Source organism: Aeromonas sp. 130281, from assembly GCF_056642115.1.
Genome location: NZ_JBWVQS010000001.1, coordinates 198,868 through 215,762, shown reverse-complemented (window position 1 = coordinate 215,762; position 16,895 = coordinate 198,868). Strand labels below are relative to the sequence as shown.

Annotated in this window: 16 protein-coding genes and 1 other annotated feature; of the genes, 11 read left to right on the top strand and 5 right to left on the bottom strand. The window is 63.6% G+C overall.

What is annotated here, in order from left to right; genetic code table 11:
* Window positions 1-9 precede the first annotated feature (9 nt).
* The gene (gene hisG, locus AC1IN8_RS00985; protein WP_202045578.1) at window positions 10-906 is read right to left on the bottom strand and encodes an ATP phosphoribosyltransferase; all 897 of its coding nucleotides are present in this window, start codon (window positions 904-906) and stop codon (window positions 10-12) included.
* Between the two features lie 24 nt (window positions 907-930).
* Window positions 931-1,059: a sequence feature (His leader region), on the bottom strand.
* 185 nt (window positions 1,060-1,244) lie between these two features.
* Here hisG and AC1IN8_RS00980 point away from each other — a divergent pair.
* The 7 genes from AC1IN8_RS00980 (at window position 1,245) to rnd (ending at window position 8,901) form a co-directional block, all read left to right on the top strand.
* The gene (locus AC1IN8_RS00980; protein WP_404838452.1) at window positions 1,245-1,490 is read left to right on the top strand and encodes a hypothetical protein; all 246 of its coding nucleotides are present in this window, start codon (window positions 1,245-1,247) and stop codon (window positions 1,488-1,490) included.
* Between the two features lie 66 nt (window positions 1,491-1,556).
* On the top strand, window positions 1,557-3,467 hold the full coding sequence (gene yoaA / locus AC1IN8_RS00975; RefSeq protein ID WP_479757735.1) for a DNA repair helicase YoaA: 1,911 nt from the start codon (window positions 1,557-1,559) through the stop codon (window positions 3,465-3,467).
* Window positions 3,468-3,685: 218 nt separating this feature from the next.
* Window positions 3,686-4,387 (top strand): tRNA (adenosine(37)-N6)-threonylcarbamoyltransferase complex dimerization subunit type 1 TsaB, encoded by a 702-nt coding sequence (gene tsaB, locus AC1IN8_RS00970; protein WP_479757734.1) that lies wholly within the window; start codon window positions 3,686-3,688, stop codon window positions 4,385-4,387.
* Between the two features lie 67 nt (window positions 4,388-4,454).
* Window positions 4,455-4,973: a Slp family lipoprotein gene (locus tag AC1IN8_RS00965; RefSeq protein WP_202045584.1), complete on the top strand. Its 519-nt coding sequence runs from the start codon at window positions 4,455-4,457 to the stop codon at window positions 4,971-4,973.
* 2 nt (window positions 4,974-4,975) lie between these two features.
* Window positions 4,976-5,815: an alpha/beta fold hydrolase gene (locus AC1IN8_RS00960; RefSeq protein WP_202045586.1), complete on the top strand. Its 840-nt coding sequence runs from the start codon at window positions 4,976-4,978 to the stop codon at window positions 5,813-5,815.
* A gap of 196 nt (window positions 5,816-6,011) precedes the next feature.
* A complete protein-coding gene (fadD, locus tag AC1IN8_RS00955; protein ID WP_139434664.1) occupies window positions 6,012-7,688 on the top strand; it encodes a long-chain-fatty-acid--CoA ligase FadD in 1,677 nt (558 codons plus the stop codon).
* A 100-nt stretch (window positions 7,689-7,788) separates the two neighbouring features.
* Window positions 7,789-8,901, top strand: coding sequence for a ribonuclease D (gene rnd, locus AC1IN8_RS00950; RefSeq protein ID WP_479757733.1), 1,113 nt, complete (start codon window positions 7,789-7,791; stop codon window positions 8,899-8,901).
* 218 nt (window positions 8,902-9,119) lie between these two features.
* Here rnd and AC1IN8_RS00945 read toward each other — a convergent pair whose 3' ends face one another.
* The 4 genes from AC1IN8_RS00945 to dusC form a co-directional block, all read right to left on the bottom strand.
* On the bottom strand, window positions 9,120-9,488 hold the full coding sequence (locus AC1IN8_RS00945; RefSeq protein ID WP_139434662.1) for a TraR/DksA family transcriptional regulator: 369 nt from the start codon (window positions 9,486-9,488) through the stop codon (window positions 9,120-9,122).
* 81 nt (window positions 9,489-9,569) lie between these two features.
* On the bottom strand, window positions 9,570-10,535 hold the full coding sequence (locus AC1IN8_RS00940) for a DMT family transporter (RefSeq protein ID WP_479757732.1): 966 nt from the start codon (window positions 10,533-10,535) through the stop codon (window positions 9,570-9,572).
* Between the two features lie 75 nt (window positions 10,536-10,610).
* Window positions 10,611-11,438, bottom strand: coding sequence for an AraC family transcriptional regulator (locus AC1IN8_RS00935; RefSeq protein WP_479757731.1), 828 nt, complete (start codon window positions 11,436-11,438; stop codon window positions 10,611-10,613).
* Between the two features lie 56 nt (window positions 11,439-11,494).
* Window positions 11,495-12,439: a tRNA dihydrouridine(16) synthase DusC gene (gene dusC, locus AC1IN8_RS00930; RefSeq protein WP_139434567.1), complete on the bottom strand. Its 945-nt coding sequence runs from the start codon at window positions 12,437-12,439 to the stop codon at window positions 11,495-11,497.
* 177 nt (window positions 12,440-12,616) lie between these two features.
* Here dusC and AC1IN8_RS00925 point away from each other — a divergent pair, with 177 nt between their 5' ends.
* The 4 genes from AC1IN8_RS00925 to AC1IN8_RS00910 all read left to right on the top strand — a co-directional run bounded on the left by AC1IN8_RS00925 (window position 12,617) and on the right by AC1IN8_RS00910 (window position 16,824).
* Window positions 12,617-12,994, top strand: coding sequence for a YbaN family protein (locus AC1IN8_RS00925; protein ID WP_042650169.1), 378 nt, complete (start codon window positions 12,617-12,619; stop codon window positions 12,992-12,994).
* Between the two features lie 132 nt (window positions 12,995-13,126).
* Entirely contained in the window at window positions 13,127-13,672 is a 546-nt protein-coding gene (gene apt / locus AC1IN8_RS00920) for an adenine phosphoribosyltransferase (RefSeq protein ID WP_042650168.1), read from the top strand.
* Window positions 13,673-13,844: 172 nt separating this feature from the next.
* Window positions 13,845-16,364 carry a DNA polymerase III subunit gamma/tau gene (dnaX, locus tag AC1IN8_RS00915; protein WP_479757730.1) on the top strand — a complete coding sequence of 840 codons (2,520 nt, stop codon included), beginning with the start codon at window positions 13,845-13,847 and terminating at the stop codon, window positions 16,362-16,364.
* A 130-nt stretch (window positions 16,365-16,494) separates the two neighbouring features.
* The gene (locus AC1IN8_RS00910; protein ID WP_011706069.1) at window positions 16,495-16,824 is read left to right on the top strand and encodes a YbaB/EbfC family nucleoid-associated protein; all 330 of its coding nucleotides are present in this window, start codon (window positions 16,495-16,497) and stop codon (window positions 16,822-16,824) included.
* The last annotated feature ends 71 nt before the right edge of the window (window positions 16,825-16,895 follow it).

Genomic DNA, 16,895 nt, shown 5'->3' with positions numbered 1-16,895 from the left:
GTCCCTTCCTTATTCCATCATTTTTTCGATGGGCAGCACCAGAATGGAGCTGGCGCCGAGGGCCTTGAGCTGCTCCATGGTCTCCCAGAACAGGGTCTCGCTGGAGACGACGTGCAGGGCCACCTGGTTGGTGTCACCGGCCAGCTGCATGATGGTGGGGCGCTCGGCGCCGGGCAGCAGATCGGTGATGGCATCGAGCTTGTCTTTCGGAGCGTGCAGCATGATGTACTTGCTCTCGCGAGCCTGCTGCATCCCCTGGATGCGGGGCAACAGCTTGTCGATGAGCTTCTGCTTGGCCTCATTCAAGGGGTTGGGAGCCTGCACCAGCACCGCCTTGGAGCGGTAGATCACCTCCACCTCTTTGAGGCCGTTGGCCTCCAGGGTCGCGCCGGTGGAGACCAGGTCGCAGATGGCGTCGGCCAGACCTGCGCGCGGCGCCACTTCCACCGAGCCGCCCAGCATCACGCTCTTGAAGCCGAGACCCTTCTCGTCGAAGAAGCGCTTGAGCAGCCCGGGGTAGGAGGTGGCGATGCGCTTGCCCGCCAGACTTTGCGGCCCTGTGTAGGTGACGTCTTCCGGCACCGCCAGGGAGAGGCGGCAGCCACCGAAGTCGAGCTGCTTGAGGGTTTTCACCTCGAAGGGCAGACCCTGTGAGGCGCGAATAAGCTGCACCTCTTCCAGCACGTTTTCGCCTATGATGCCAAGGTCGACCACCCCTTCCATCACCAGCCCCGGGATATCGTCATCGCGCACCCGCAGTATGTCGATGGGCATGTTCTCAACGTGGGCGATGAGGCGCTGTTCCCGTAAGTTAATTTTGAGGCCGCAGCTCTTGAACAGAGCCTGGGAGTCCTGGCTCAGGCGACCGGACTTTTGCATGGCGATGCGCAGACGTTGTGTTTCCATTGCTCGATTTCCTTCTAGTCAAAAACGAAAAAACCCTCGGAAGTGTGTGCTTCCGAGGGTTCATGAATCTTGCGGTCCTTTTGGAAGTCACCAGTTAAGTGTCTTCCAGCAGTCAACCTCCTGAAAGACTAGTCGGGATGATGATGGTGATGATGAGTCTTCAGGGTGGTGAACTTCATGTAATCAATCCTTTACAAATAAGATGTCGTAGTTGACGCCTGATTTAAACTACCTGCCTTGACAGAAAATGCAACCTGAAATTGTGATTTGCCCGATTAAAGTGGAGAAAACGGTTTTCTGGTCGATAACTAATCAAGATAGCCTGAGGAGTGATCACCATGCCCAGCCAGGACCTGTTATTCCCCATCTTGCCGCGCGCGCCGTCGACCCCGAGCCCCGACGACATCAAGCGGGAGGTGACCCAGATCAGCCAGAAGCATCAGCTGCGCAAGATTGGCACTGACAACGGCGGCGGCGCCCAGCAGCACCAGCAGGGGTATCCTCCGGCCAGGCGTGATCAACCAAAGGCGCAGGAAGATGATCACAAGCCGGATCCGGACCATCAGATCGATCTCTTCGTCTGAACGCATTATCAGTCCCGCTTTCGCCGCGCTTTTGGCATAATGGCCGCTTTTGCGCGGGACGCTCCTTTGACCATCCAGACCCTGTTCAAGCCAGATGGCCCTCTGGCCAGCCACATTGACGGCTTCAAGGCCCGTGCGCCGCAACTGGAGATGGCCGAAGCGGTGGCGCGCGCCATCAAGAGCGGCGGCCGCCTGCTGGTGGAGGCGGGCACTGGCACCGGCAAGACTTACGCCTACCTGGTGCCGGCGCTGGAATCCGGCAAGCGGGTGGTGATAAGCACTGGCTCCAAGAATCTGCAGGAGCAGCTCTTCTACCGGGATCTCCCCACCATCACGGGGGCGCTCTCCTACACCCCGCCGGTGGCCCTGCTCAAGGGGCGCAGCAACTACCTGTGCATCGAGCGGATGAACCGCCTCCTGAGCGAATCCCACCTGCAAAAGCCCGAGATCCTCAGCGATCTGGTCAAGGTGAAGTCCTGGTCCACCGCCACCGACAACGGCGATGTGGGAGACATTCCGGGGCTGCAGGAGAACGCCGAGATCCTCGCCCACGTCACCAGCACCAATGACAACTGCCTCGGTCGCGACTGCCCCTATTACGACGACTGCCATCTGGTGGTGGCCCGGCGCCGGGCCATGGACGCCCAGGTGGTGGTGATCAATCATCACCTCTTCTTCGCCGATATGGCGGTGAAAGACACCGGATTTGGCGAGCTGGTGCCCGAAGCGCAAGTCTATGTGTTCGATGAGGCGCATCAGCTGCCGGAGATCGCCACCAACTATTTCGGCAAGTCGGTGGGCAGCCGCACCATCCTGGATCTGGCGCAGGACATCCAGCTCGCCTATCGCGCCGAGGCCCACGACATGGGACAGCTTGGCAAGGCGGCGGACAGGCTCTCCATCGCGAGCCAGGACTTGCGCCTCGCCTTCGGGATAGACGGGGGGCGCGGCAATACCCGAGATCTCCTGCGCCAGCCGCTCTGGGGCCAGGCCCTGGCCCGTCTCAACGACGCCATCGGGCTCTGCTACGAGGTGCTGAAACTCGCGCTCGGGCGCGGCGAGCAGCTGGATCACGCCTTCGAGCGAGTCTGCGAGTTGCGCACCCGCCTCGGTGAGGTGCTGGCGGTCAACCAGACAGGTTTCTCCTACTGGTATGACTGCTCCCGGCTGCACTTCTCCCTCAATCTCACCCCGCTGTCGGTGGCCGAGCGTTTCGGTGCCGAGGTGCAAAAGCCCGAGGTGGCCTGGATCTTTACCTCCGCCACCCTGACGGTGGACAACCGTTTCGATCACTTCAAGGTGGAGCTGGGGCTGGCGGGCAGCGCCGAGCTTATCCTCGACAGCCCGTTCGACTACGCCGAGCAGGCACGGCTCTGTGTGCCGCGCTATCTGCCGGAGCCCAACGCCTTCGGGCGCGGCGAGCAGCTGGCCACTCTGATGATCCCCCTCATCAACAAGACGCCGGGAGGCTGCTTCTTCCTCTGCACCAGCCATCAGGTGATGCGCCAGGTGGCCGAGGTGCTGCGCCGGGAGATCGGCCGCACCGTGCTGTTGCAGGGGGAGGACAACAAGCAGCGGCTGCTCAAGACCTTCGTGGAGAACGGGCGCGCCGTGCTGGTGGCCACCAGCAGTTTCTGGGAGGGGATAGACGTGCGAGGGGCGGCATTGTCCTGTGTTATCATCGACAAGCTGCCGTTTGCGAGCCCGGACGACCCGCTGCTCAAGGCGCGGGTGGATGACTGCAAGCTCAAGGGGGGCGATCCCTTCGCCGAGCTGCAACTGCCCAAGGCGGTGATTGCCCTGAAACAGGGGGTGGGGCGGCTCATTCGTGATCGCAGTGATCACGGCGTGCTGGTCATCTGTGATCCGCGCATGGTCAACAAGCCCTATGGCGCCACCTTCATCAAGAGTCTACCCGCCATCCCTCGTACCCGGGAGCTCGGGTCCCTGGGGCGTTTCTTTGACCGGGGCGACTGAGTCTGCCGGTTAATTCCCAGGGCGGGGGAGCTGGCGAGCCTGGGACGCTGTGTCGAGCGGGATGCTCGGGCCTGGGCCGCGTACCCGGCGCGCTCTGCATTGGACCTCAAATGCTGGCGGGTGGCTAGCGATTGACGGATTTGCCATGTTAAGAAAACGGGTGAGCACTGCTCGCTTGCACGTTATGTAATTGACTGATTTTATAGAGATTGTAACCCATGACCGAGTTGAAGATCCTGGCCGTTGATACCGCCACCGAAGCCTGCTCCGCCGCCCTGCTGGTGGGCGACAAGCTGTTCTCCCGTTGGGAAGAGGCGCCGCGGGATCACACCCAAAAAATCCTGCCCATGGTTCAGGCTGTGTTAGACGAGGCCGGGCTATCGTTGGCTGAGCTCGACGCCATCGCCTTCGGGTGCGGGCCTGGCTCTTTTACCGGCGTGCGCATCGGGATCAGCGTGGCCCAGGGGCTCGCCTTTGGCGCCGGCGTGCCGCTCATCGGCATCTCGACCCTGGCTGCCATGGCCCAGGGGGCTTATCGTCTGGAGGGGGCAACGCGGGTGCTGACCGCCATCGATGCGCGGATGAACGAGGTCTATTTTGGCCACTACGAGCTGCTTGATGGCCGCATGCAGCTGGTGGGGGAGGAAGTGGTGAGCGATCCCGCCGCGCTGATTGACGCGCGCGGCAAGCTGGCGGGCAGCCTGAGCTGCGTCGGGACCGGCTTTGAAACCTATGGCGAGACGCTCAATGCGTTGGCCGACGAGCTGGCGGTGAGCCAGGTGCGTTTCCCGGCAGCGGTCGACATGCTGCCCCTGGCACGCAGTGCCTGGCTGGCGGGGGAGGCGGTGGCTGTGGAGCAAGCAACCCCTGTCTATCTGCGCGACAAGGTGACCTGGAAGAAACTGCCGGGTCGCGAGTGACATCCAACGGCGAGCCGCGACTCGACGCCAGTGTGTGAAGGTGGGCGTCGCGGACAAGGAGAGGCAAATGATGAAACGTGTGATCATGCTGGGCCTGACGGGGCTGCTGCTCGGCGGCTGCAGCACTGTGCCCAAGGAGCTGGCCTATGAGCCGGAAAGCCAGCTGGTGGCCTATCAACCTGCCCTGCAGGGGATGGAGGGCAAGCCTGCGCGCTGGAGCGGCGTCATCTCGGCGGTGCACAACGAGCAGGATCAGAGCGTCATCGAGGTGGTCTACCTGCCGCTCAAAGCCAACGGCGTACCGACCCAGACGGAGCAGAGCCCGGGGCGTTTTCTGGCCGTCATGAAGGGGTTTGTGGATCCGACGCTCTATGCCAAGGGGCGCAGCCTGACGGTGCTCGGCACCCTGGACAAGCCGGTGGACAGCCAGATAGGCAATCACAAGTATCGCTTCTCCGTGCTCAAGGTCACCGCCAGCAAGCTGTGGCCGCCGGTGAAGGAGGTGGAGATCCGCTACATGGACCCCTACTTCTACGACCCCTTCTATGATCCCTTCTGGCCAAGACGCCACTACTCCCGCTGGTGATCATGGAAGAGCGCTTCCTCACTCTGGCCGATGGACGGCGCATCGCCCTGCTGGATAACGGCCGGCAGGGCAAGCCCCTGATCATTGCCCTGCACGGCTGGCTCGACAACGGCGCCAGCTTCCTGCCCCTTGCCCCCCATCTCGCTGAGTGCCACCTCGTCTGCGTCGATCTGCCGGGTCACGGCCATTCGGATCACAAACCGACCCCCTATGTCTTCGTCGACTGGCTCGACGATCTGCACCAGATTGTCCAGGCTGCGGGCTGGCAGCGTTTCACCCTGCTCGGCCATTCGCTGGGGGCCCTGATCGCCAGCGCCTATGCCGGGGTCTTCCCCGAGCAGATAGTGCGGCTCATCCTGCTGGAGGGGCTGGGACCGCTCAGCCAACCCGATGAGGAGGTGCCTGCCCAGTTGCGGCGGGCCATCCTCAATCGCAGCCGCACTCGCGAGCGAGCGTCCGGTGGTTTTGTCTCCCTCGACGAGGCGGTGGCGGCCCGCTGCAAGGTGGCTGACATCTCCCCGGCGGCGGCGCGCCTTATCTGCGAGCGCCAGCTGGAGGCGCGGGAAGGGCGCTGGCATTGGCGCAGCGATCCCCGTCTGCGGGATCTCTCGCCCATGCGCATGAGCGAGGGTCAGGCCCAGGCGCTGATCCGGGCCATCGCCTGCCCTGTGCTCTTCATCCGGGGCGAGCAGGGGTTCCAGAGTCTGCTGGCGCAGTGGCAACTGCGGGGGCCGGCCTTTGGCCAGATTGAAATGGTACAGGTGGCGGGAAATCATCACTTCCATATGGAAAATTCGGCAAAAACCGCCGTTTATATCGAAAACTTCTGTCAGATCCGGTAGGATCGCCGGCTTTGAATCATGTCAGGTTTGCTTTCTCCCTCACACTTCTCGTTGTTAATTTGCTGTTAATCGATGTTGCCTTATGTAACTATGTGCGGCATTAGAGCTGTAGCTTAAAACAACTGATTGAAATGGATGTGACAGGGACGGAGGCAACACAGTGAGCGCACAGGTGCTAGTTATGCAGGAGAAGTTCGTGGAAAGAGTCTGGCTGAAGCGTTATCCAGAAGGGGTGCCCGCCGAGATCAATCCAGACCAATACGGCTCCCTGGTCGAGATGTTTGAAGAGTCGGTCGCCCAGTTTGCCGACCAGCCCGCCTTCGTCAACATGGGGCAGACCATTACCTACCGCCGGCTGGAAGAGCAGTCCCGTGCCTTTGCCGCCTACCTGCAAAACGAGCTCAAGCTCGGCAAGGGCGACAGGGTGGCGGTGATGATGCCGAACCTGCTGCAATACCCCATCGCCGTGTTCGGCATACTGCGGGCCGGCATGACGGTGGTCAACGTCAACCCCCTCTATACCCCGCGCGAGCTGGAGCATCAGCTGAAAGACTCCGGCGCCAAGGCCATCGTCATCGTCTCCAACTTCGCCCATACCCTGGAGAAGGTGGTCTACGACACCCCGGTCAAGCACGTGATCCTGACCCGCATGGGGGACAACCTCGGCCTGGCCAAGGGCACCCTGGTCAACTTCGTGGTCAAGTACGTCAAGAAGCTGGTGCCCAAATACAACCTCCCGCACGCCAGCACCATGCGCCAGGCCCTGGCCAAGGGGCGCTACCTGCAGTACATCAAGCCGGAGATCAGCAACCAGGACATCGCCTTCCTGCAATACACAGGCGGCACCACGGGCCTCTCCAAGGGGGCCATGCTGACTCACCGCAACATGATTGCGAACGTGGAGCAGTGCCTCGGTGTCTATGGTCCCGTGCTGGAGCGGGGCAAGGAGTTCGTGGTCACGGCGCTGCCGCTCTACCACGTCTTCGCCCTGACGGTGAACTGCCTGCTGTTCATGCGCCTGGGTGGCTACAACCTGCTCATCAGCAATCCCCGCGACATCCCGGGCTTTGTCAAAGAGATCAAGAAGTACCCCTTCACCTGCATCACAGGGGTCAACACCCTGTTCAACGCCCTGGTCAACAACGGCGAGTTCCAGGGCATGGACTTCTCCCGCCTCAAGCTCACCATAGGGGGCGGCATGGCGGTGCAGCGGGCAGTGGCCGAGCAGTGGAAGACGCTGACCCGGACCCCGCTGCTGGAAGGCTATGGCCTGACCGAGTGTTCACCCCTGGTGAGCGTCTGCCCCTACGATCTGGTGGATTACAACGGCTCCATCGGTCTGCCGGTCTGCTCCACCGAGATCCGGCTGGTGGATGACAAGGGGTTGGTTATCACCGAGCTGGGCGCCCCCGGCGAGATGCAGGTGCGTGGCCCCCAGGTGATGACGGGCTACTGGCAGCGTCCCGAGGCGACCGCCGAGGTGATGCAGGATGGCTGGCTCTGCACCGGCGACATCGCCGTGTGCGACCAGCAGGGCTTCTTCAAGATCGTCGATCGCAAGAAGGACATGATCCTGGTCTCCGGCTTCAACGTCTATCCGAACGAGATTGAAGACGTGGTGGCGCTCCATCCCAAGGTGCTGGAAGTGGCTGCCGTCGGCGTGCCTAACCCGGTTTCCGGCGAGCTGGTGAAAATCTTCGTGGTCAAGAAAGATGCAAAGCTGACAGAGGACGAGATAATTGCCCACTGCCGTAAACATCTGACTGCCTATAAGGTGCCGAAACTGGTAGAATTTCGCGACGAACTTCCCAAGACCAATGTGGGCAAGATCCTGCGGCGCGTGCTGCGCGACGAGGAGATTGCCAAGCAGTAACCGGCATGCACTGCTCTGCAGTCAAGCGCTGTCGTTATGCAAAACCGTGGGTCATGCCACGGTTTTTTCTTTCTGGGTCCCGACCAACGTGCAGGCAAAGATGCAATATCAACTCATTTCACAGCAAGCCGAACTGGAGCAGTATCTCGCTTCCCTGGCCGACGTTCCCCTGGCCATAGATACCGAATTCGTTCGCACCCGTACCTACTATCCCCAGCTCGGTCTGTTCCAGATCTATGACGGCGAACGCCTCGCCCTGCTGGATCCCCTGACCCTGGATCTCTCCGGCCTGTGGCAGCGACTCGGCCGGGCAGGGCAGATCGCCATACTGCACGCCTCCGGTGAAGATCTGGAGCTCATCCAGCATCAGGCGGGCCACCTGCCCAACCAGATGCACGACACCCAGCTCGCGACGGCATTTCTGGGGTACGGCGTCTCGGTGGGCTTCGGCGCCCTGGTCAACGAGTTCCTCGGGGTGACCCTGGAAAAGGATCAGGCCCGCACCGACTGGCTGGCCCGTCCCCTGACCGCGCGCCAGCTCGAGTACGCGGCGGCGGATGTCTTCTACCTGATGCCCCTCTACGAGAAGGTGATGGCCAGGCTGCATGAAAGCGGCAAGTTTGCCTGGTTCGAGCAGGAGTGCCAGAACCACTCCGCCCGCAAGACCCAGGGCAGCGATCCCCGTCAGGCCTACCTCGAGATCATCAACGCCTGGCAACTGGGTCGGCGCGAACTGGCCATCTTGCGTGAGCTCGCCGCCTGGCGTCAGCAAGAGGCGGTGCGCCGGGATCTGGCCCTGAACTTCGTGGTCAAGGAGCTGCACCTGTTCAAGGTGGCGGAGCGCCGACCCACTTCATTGCGGGATCTCAACGAGCTGGGGCTGGCCCCCATCGAGATCAAGATCCACGGCAAGCGGATGCTGGATATAGTGGCAGCCGCCCAGCAGAGCGCTCCTGACAGCTGGCCAGAGCCCATTCGCCGGCTGGTGGACTTTCCCCAGTACAAGGCCGAGCTCAAGCGCATCAAGGCCATGGTGGAAGAGAAGGCCAAGGCCAGCAACATCCCGCCGGAGCTGGTGGCCAGCAAGAAGATCATCCACCAGTACTTCACCTGGAGCTGGCGGATGAGCGCCGAGGAGCGGGCACGCGCCGACAAGCCCATGCTGCTGCAAGGCTGGCGTCATGAGCTGGTGGGGCATCTGCTGGCCCAGTAACCTGGGCATCCCGACGTCGTGAGTCGGAAGGCCATATCCGGCATGGAGAGGTGAAAAGGGGAGTCAATGACTTCCCTTTTTTGCGTCTGTTGCAGTTCGGCCACCCGGGCGGACAGGCATGAGCACCCCTGGCGCCGGGTTTGTCCCGGGGATCGGGCGGGCAAGGGAAACGGGGAGGGGAGTCACAGATAAAATGGCGGGCACAAAGGGTGCCCCCATCAGAGTTCGTGGGCGTGGAATCCCTTGCGATAGCGGGCTTCGCAGCGCGGGCAGCGTTGCAGGCTGGGATCCTGATCCAGCTGGTCGATGGCGAGCGGCTCCTCGCAATCGGAGCAGAGGCCATAGAGACCCAGCTCCATCTGGCAGAGCGCCGCGTCGAGGCGTTTCAGCCGTGCCACGCTCGACTCCACCTTGGGCAAGTCGAGGCGACTGGTCAGATCCACCAGTTGATCCCGCTCGCAGCTTCCCACTTTTTGGGCCCAGTCGTCACGACGACAGGCCTTGAGCTGAGCAATCAGCGCTTCTCTCGTTTGCGCCCAATCGGTCAGCAGGCGCTCACGCCATTCGGCCAACCGGGCTTGCGTCACTTCACACACAACAGCCCCCAAAGACGAGTGATAAAACTCGGTCAGTATAGGGAAATCCGCGGTTTATCAAGATGACATGAGTCAAGTTAACCGTGCTTTGACGGGTTTTTCCGTCAGGTGTCGCGGCTTTCCGGTGATCACGTAGAGCACTCCCACCACCAGGCAGACGACGCCCACCAGGGTGCTCATGGTCGGCATGATCCCGCGCAGCATGAAGGCGTAGAGCAGCCCCGCCAGGGTCTCGAACACGATGAGCGGTCCCACCAGCACGGTCGGCAGGCGCTGGCTCGCCTCGTTCCAGCACAGGGTGCCGAGCCAGGAGCAAAAGAGCCCTACCGCCCCCATCAGCAGCACGAAGCGCAGGGGCGTCGGCCCGAAGGGCAGGGGAAAGTCCGGTGCGCTCAGGGCGAGATGGCCGAGACTGCCGAGGTAGGCAATGAGCGCCACCGGCAGGGTTACCAGTCCCTGGGCGGTGGCCCAGACGATCGGGCTGCGGCCCGGGTGCTCGCGTAGCCAGCGGGCGTTGCGCAAGGGATACCAGGTCCAGCACAGCACGGCGGCCGCCGCCAGGGCGAGCCCGAACAGCTGCTCGGTGCGCGCCTCTGCCTGCCAGGTCAACTCGGCGTGGTTGACCAGATAGAGGCCGGCTCCCATCAGCAGCAGGGCCGGGTAGAGGCGGGCGCGGGAGAGGCGGCCGTCCCGTGCGCCATAGAGGCAGTTGGCGGCCAGGGCCGTCACCACTGGCAGGGTGCCGATGATCATGGCCGCCAGCGGCGAGCCGATGCGCAAGATGGCCCCCGACAGGCAAAAGTAGTAGATGAGGTTCCCCACCAGGGTGAGGGCGAGTGCCTCGCGCCAATCGCTGGCCGAGAGGGCCGCCAGGCGTTTGCGGGCCTGCCAGGCGAACGGCAGCACGATGAGGCCGAAGGCGAGGTAGCGGCCGCTGGCGAGCAGGGCGGGGGGATAGCCGTCCACCAGCAGGGGGGCGACGAAGATGAGCCCCCACATCAGGCCGGCCAGCAGGGCAAACAAGACTCCGAGCAACATTTTCTATTTCCGGTGGAGAAGAAGGAGGCCAGCCTAGCAGGCGGGGAAGGGCGGCGTATTGAACCAGATTGCGCTTTAGCGGCCGGCCTGCACCTGTTTCTGGTAGCGCACCGGGGTGGTGCCATAGCGGCGCAGGAAGGCGCGGTTGAGGTGTGACTGATCGGCCAGACCACAGGCGGCGGCGACCTCGGCGGCGGGTAGGCCGGCGGCCAGCCACCCCTTGGCGCGCTGCAGGCGGATGGCCATCAGCATCTGCTGGGGGGTGACGTGAAAGCGGGCCTTGAAGCTGCGCTGGAAGTGGTAGGGGCTGAGGTTCACCGCCCCGGCCAGCTCGGTCAGGGTGATGGGGCGGGCGAAGTACGCCTGCATATAGTCGATGGCGCGGCCCAGAGGATGGGTTGCTTCACGCGGGGCCGCCAGGGCCCGGGCGTGGGGGCGCAGGGTGTCGCACACGCTCAGCAGCAGGCCGTCGGCGGCGAGCTCGCTGTCACAGTGCCAGAGGGCGTCCAGGGTCGCTTGCAGGACGGGGGCGGCGTGCGGGTCGCTTCGCACTGCCTCGGCGAAATACCAGCCGCGCTCGCCGCTGATGGCCTCGAGCCGATCGGCGGGCAGGTAGAGCATGCGATAGCGCCACCCCTGCTCGCAGGCAGCCTCGCCCGTGTGCAGCTCATCGGGGTTCATCAACACCAGGCTGCCGGGGCCCGCCAGGAGCTGGCTGCCACGATAGCGAAAACGCTCGGCGCCACACTCGATGACACCGAGGCCAAACCCCTCGTGGCTATGGGGATCGAAGGTGTGGTGCTGGATGTGGGCGCGGTAGAGCTCGGTCGCAGGCTGGCCAGGCAGGGCGCGAAAATCGGCCCTGTCGTGCTGATGGGTAAATGTGACCGGTACTCCCTGCATCCTGACCTCCTGTCATTGAGCCTTCATCATAGGGCGCCGCGGGGCGGCGGCCAAGACTAGGCCCGTGCGGCGCACTCGCGCTCGAGGGCTGTCCGGATCTCGTCTGCGGTCTTGATGGTGCGGATGCGGCGAAACAGCTCATCGGCCTGGGGGTATTCCCGCACTATGTAGGAGAACCACTGCTTGATGCGGCTGGGGTAGTAGTCGGCCTTGTCGCTCGCCAGATCCTGCTCGGTATAGGCCACCATCAGCTGCAGCACCTCGGCCCAGCTCATGTGGGCACAGCCGGTTTTCATCACGTTGGCCAGGTTGGGCAGGGAGATGGCGCCGCGGCCCACCATGAGGGCGTCGCAGCCGGAGACCCCGGCGCAGGCGAGGGCATCCTTGTGATCCCAGATCTCGCCATTGGCGGTCACCGGAATGGGCAGGGCGCGGCGGATGAGATCCACGTATTCCCAGTGCGCCGGCGCCTTGTAGCCTTCCCGCTTGGTGCGGGCATGAACGGCCAGTTCATTGGCACCCCCCTGATAGACCGCCTGGGCGTTGTCCATGTAGAGCGCCTTGTCGTCGTACCCCAGGCGGATCTTGGCGCTCACCGGCAGGTGGGCAGGGACGGCTTCGCGCACCGCCTTGACGATGCGATAGACGGTCTCTGGCTCCTTGAGCAGCACGGCCCCCCCCTTGCTCTTGTTGACCGTGGGGGCGGGGCAGCCGAAGTTGAGATCGACCCCGGGGGAGCCCAGCTCGATGGCGCGCACCGCATTCTCTGCCAGCCATTCGGGGTGCTGGCCCAGCAGCTGCACCCGCACCGGGGTGCCGGCACGGGTCTTGCCATCCTGCTTGAGTTCGGGGCAGAGGCGATGGAACACCTTGGCGGGCAGCAGCTGATCGACGACCCGGATGAACTCGCTGACACAGAGGTCGTAATCGTTGACGGAGGTGAGTACCTCCCGCATCAGGTGATCCAGCACCCCCTGCATGGGGGCCAAAATAACGCGCATAGCTGCTTCCGAAGACAAGGGGAGAAAAAAGAGCGCAGATTGTAGTGGCAATGGCTGGCGTTGTCAGCCGTCTGCCCACTCGATGAGCCTAATCGACTGCCGCTGCATGGGCCGGACTGTCAGCTTCCGGGCCAACTCTGTTAGGCTAAAGGCAGAGATGCATTCAGAGGAGTACCCATGAAACGCTGGTGTCTGATGGCCCTGGGCTGGCTCGCCTTCGCCACCGGGATAGTCGGGATAGTCCTGCCCCTGCTGCCGACCACCCCCTTCATGTTGCTGGCGGCGGCCCTCTTTGCCCGCTCGTCGCCCCGTTTTCACCGCTGGCTGCTGGCGCACCCCTGGTTCGGGCCCCCCATCCATGACTGGCAGTTGTATCGCGGCATTCGGCGCCATGCCAGACGCCGTGCCATCGTCTTCATCCTGCTCTCCTTCTCGGTGTCGCTGCTGGTGGTGCCGCTGCCCTGGGTGAGGCTGCTGCTGGTTGTCATAATGGTGATCCTGCTCACCTGGTTAATGCGTCTGCCGGTGCTGGAGCCGGTTGCAATGGAGAAGTGAAATCCCTAAGCTATTGCGGCAATAATGCTATGGAGTCGGCCTGTCATTTTTTGCATGACGGGCCTTTTTATTGCCCGCTGGCGGGCAGTGCAAGAGACGCCACGCCTGGGCTCAAAAATAAGCGGTCAAATAATGAATCCGGATACCCTGAAGTTTATCGAAGCGAGCATCAAGACCATTCCCGACTATCCGAAGCCGGGCATCCTGTTTCGCGACATCACCAGCCTGATCGAGAATGCCGAGGCCTTCAAGGCCACCATCGATCTGCTGGCCGAGCATTATCGTGATCAAGGGATCACCAAGATAGTCGGCACCGAGGCCCGCGGTTTCATCTTCGGCGCCCCTGTGGCCTTCGCCATGGGACTGGGCTTCGTGCCGGTTCGCAAGCCGGGCAAGCTGCCCCGCGCCATCATCGAAGAGTCCTATGCCCTCGAGTACGGCACCGACACCCTGCAACTGCACACCGACGCTATAGTGCCCGGTGACAAGGTGCTGGTGGTGGACGATCTGCTGGCCACCGGCGGCACCGTCGATGCCACCGTCAAGCTCATTCGCCGCGCCGGCGGTGAAGTCGCCGATGCGGCCTTCATCATCTCCCTGCCGTCCCTCGGCGGTGATGCCCGCCTGACCGCCGCTGGCGTCAAGGTGGTCTCGCTGGTCGAGCTCGCGGGCGAGTAAGGCCCCTGGCAGGCGGGCCTCGTCAACCCGCCAATGCCCCGAACCGGTGCCTGAACGGGCACCGGTTTGAAAATCAAGCGATCCCTCCCAAGGCGGCCGATAGCCCATACAGCCCGCCCTCCATTTGTGTTAGCATCCTGCCTCAATGCCTCGTTTTCCAGCATCGAGATCTATGAGCTATCAGGTTCTGGCGCGTAAATGGCGCCCCCATACGTTTGAACAAGTGGTTGGCCAGCAACATGTGCTGACCGCCTTGACCAATGCCCTGGATCAGGGACGGCTGCATCATGCCTACCTGCTGAGCGGCACCCGCGGGGTCGGCAAGACCACCATCGCCCGCATCCTGGCCAAGAGCCTCAACTGCGAGCAGGGGATCAGCAGCCACCCGTGCGGCGTATGCGACACCTGCCGCGAGATCGATCAGGGCAACTTCGTCGATCTGCTGGAGATCGATGCGGCGTCCCGCACCAAGGTGGAAGACACCCGGGAGCTGCTCGACAACGTGCAGTACCGCCCGGCCCGCGGCCGCTTCAAGGTGTACCTCATCGATGAGGTGCACATGCTGTCGCGTCACAGCTTCAATGCGCTGCTCAAAACCCTGGAAGAGCCGCCTCCCTATGTGAAGTTCCTGCTGGCCACCACGGATCCGCAGAAGCTGCCCATCACCATCTTGTCCCGCTGCCTGCAGTTCCACTTGAAGAGCCTGGATCAGACCCAGATCGCCAGGCAGCTCGAATGGGTGCTGGATCAGGAAGGTCAGCCGTTCGAGCCCCGCGCCCTGCTGGCCCTGGCCAAGGCCGCCGACGGCAGCATGCGCGATGCCCTTAGCCTCACCGATCAGGCGCTGGCCCACGGCAACGGCAGCGTGCGGCTGGAGAGCGTGCTGACCATGCTGGGCACCCTCGACCATCACCACCTGCATCAGTTGCTGGAGGCTGTGCTGCGTCAGGACGCCCCGGCCACCATGGCCAAGATCACCGAAATCGCCACCCTGGGACCGGACTTCGATCAGCTCCACGCCGAGCTGGAAGCCTTGCTCCATCGCGTCGCCATGGCCCAGTTGCTGCCGGCCAGCGTGCAGGAGCAGGGGGCGGATGCCGATGCCTTGCTGCAGCTGGCGGGAGCCATGAGCCCGGAAGAGGTGCAGCTCTGCTACCAGATAGTGCTGGGGGGACGCAAGGATTTGCCCTGGGCGCCCGATGGCCGCACCGCGCTGGAGATGACCTGCCTGCGGATGCTGGCGTTCTCGCCGCGCCGCGAGGCGGTGCACCCCGCCAATCTGAGTGCCTTGCCCGTGTCCATGGGCGCACTGCCCGAGGCGGGGAGGGAGGCCGTATCGGCCCTGCCGGGAAAGCCGTCAGGGGCTGAGCCAGCCCCGCATCAGGCCGCAACGGCGGCCAGCATTGCCGCGCCCGCAGCCCTGGCGCCGACAGCGCCGCTCTTGGCGGTTCAGGCAGACGAACCGGCTGCCGACGACGATGAGGCGAGCGAAGCCCTCTTCGCCGAGCAGCAAGAGCTGCTGCAAGCCGCCCAGCGGATGGGGTTCGAGGCGCAGCCGATGCAGCCTGAGCCCGAGATCGGTGGCGCCCCCCGGACTCAGGAAGCGCAGCCCCCTGAACCCGAGCAGCCGGTTGCCTCCCATGAGGCTGCCCGGTCGACAGCAGCTCCTGCCATAGCCTCTGAACCCGAGGCGGCCCCCTCGGCGGCCCCCTCGGCGGCCTCCAGCATGCAGAGCCTGCTGGGCAAGCGCAATCTGCTGCGCAGCCGGCTGCGGGGGGATGCCGGGGCGGCGACCGTCTCTGCCTCTCCCAGGGCGACGCCGAGCAAACCGGCTGCGCCCCTGGCCACGGCCGCCGTGCAACCTGTGGCGCCAGCACCCTCTGCGCCTGCCAGGCAGGCCGCCGCGGCGCCCGCCTATGCCGGGCCCATGACGGGCTATGAGGATCTGTCGCCCCTCGAGGCCTATGACGACAGCAGCAGCGATTACGAGGAATATCTGAGTCAGGGCTTTGGCGACGGGCCGGCCAGTGCCCCCGTAGCGCAGAGGGCCAATCCCGCCTCGGATGACCTGCCCCCCTGGGATCTGGACGGCGCACCCACCAGGGCTGCCGCTGCTGCCGTCGCCGCTGTACCGGCAACGCCGGTTGCGACGCCTCTTTCTGTGCCCGAAAATGCTGTGCCCGAAAACGCGCAGCCCACGACCGCCCAGGTGATGGAGACCATCGACTGGGATGAACTGGAGAGTGACGCCCAGCCGGCGGAGGGGGAGGAGATCGCTCGCCTGATCCCCTCTTCCCTGCTGGTCAATTGCGGCGACGCTTGGGCCGAACTCATCGCCCGCACCGGGGTCGGTGGCCGGTTGCGTCAGCTCGCCATCAACTCTGTGATGACCCGGCAAGGGGAGCTGGTGTCCCTGGTGCTCAAGCCGGAGCAGCGCCATTTGGTCAGCGACAGAGCCCTGGCCGATCTGGCCGGGATCATAGGCCCGGAGTTCGGACAGGCGGTGCGTGTCGAGGTAACCCTGGGCACGGATCCGGCGCGGGAGACGCCGCTCGAGATCGAGCATCGCCTCTATCTGGGGGTGCGTGAGCAGGTGAGCCGGGATCTGGCGGACGATCCCAACGTGCAGTTCCTGCAGCAGCGCTTCGGCGCCGTGCTCCATCCCGAGAGCATCGAGCCCCTGAGCCGCTGAGCGCTATGAGTTAAATCCCATGCCGGGACCCGAGTCCCGGTTGAAAAATCTTTTGGCTGCCCCCATATCCGGGGTAGAACAAGCCCACAGCCCGGCGCTGGATGCCGGATTTCAAGACGAGAGACGACCTATGTTTGGTAAAGGTGGAATGGGTAACCTGATGAAACAGGCCCAACAGATGCAAGAGCGCATGCAGAAGATGCAAGAGCAGCTGGCTCAGATGGAAGTCGTCGGCGAAGCCGGCGCTGGCATGGTCAAGGTCACCATGGCCGGCAGCCACAGCGTGCGCCGTATCGAGATAGATCCCAGCCTGATGGAAGATGACAAGGAGATGCTGGAAGATCTGGTCGCCGCCGCCGTCAACGACGCCGTGCGCCGGGTGGAAGAGCAGAACAAGAGCAAGATGGGCGAGCTGACCGGTGGCATGCAACTGCCCCCGGGCTTCAAGATGCCCTTCTAAGGGCTGAACGCCTTTCACATCTGGATGCCATGTCCATGGCGATGACGCAGCTGACAGGGTGCCTGCCCTGT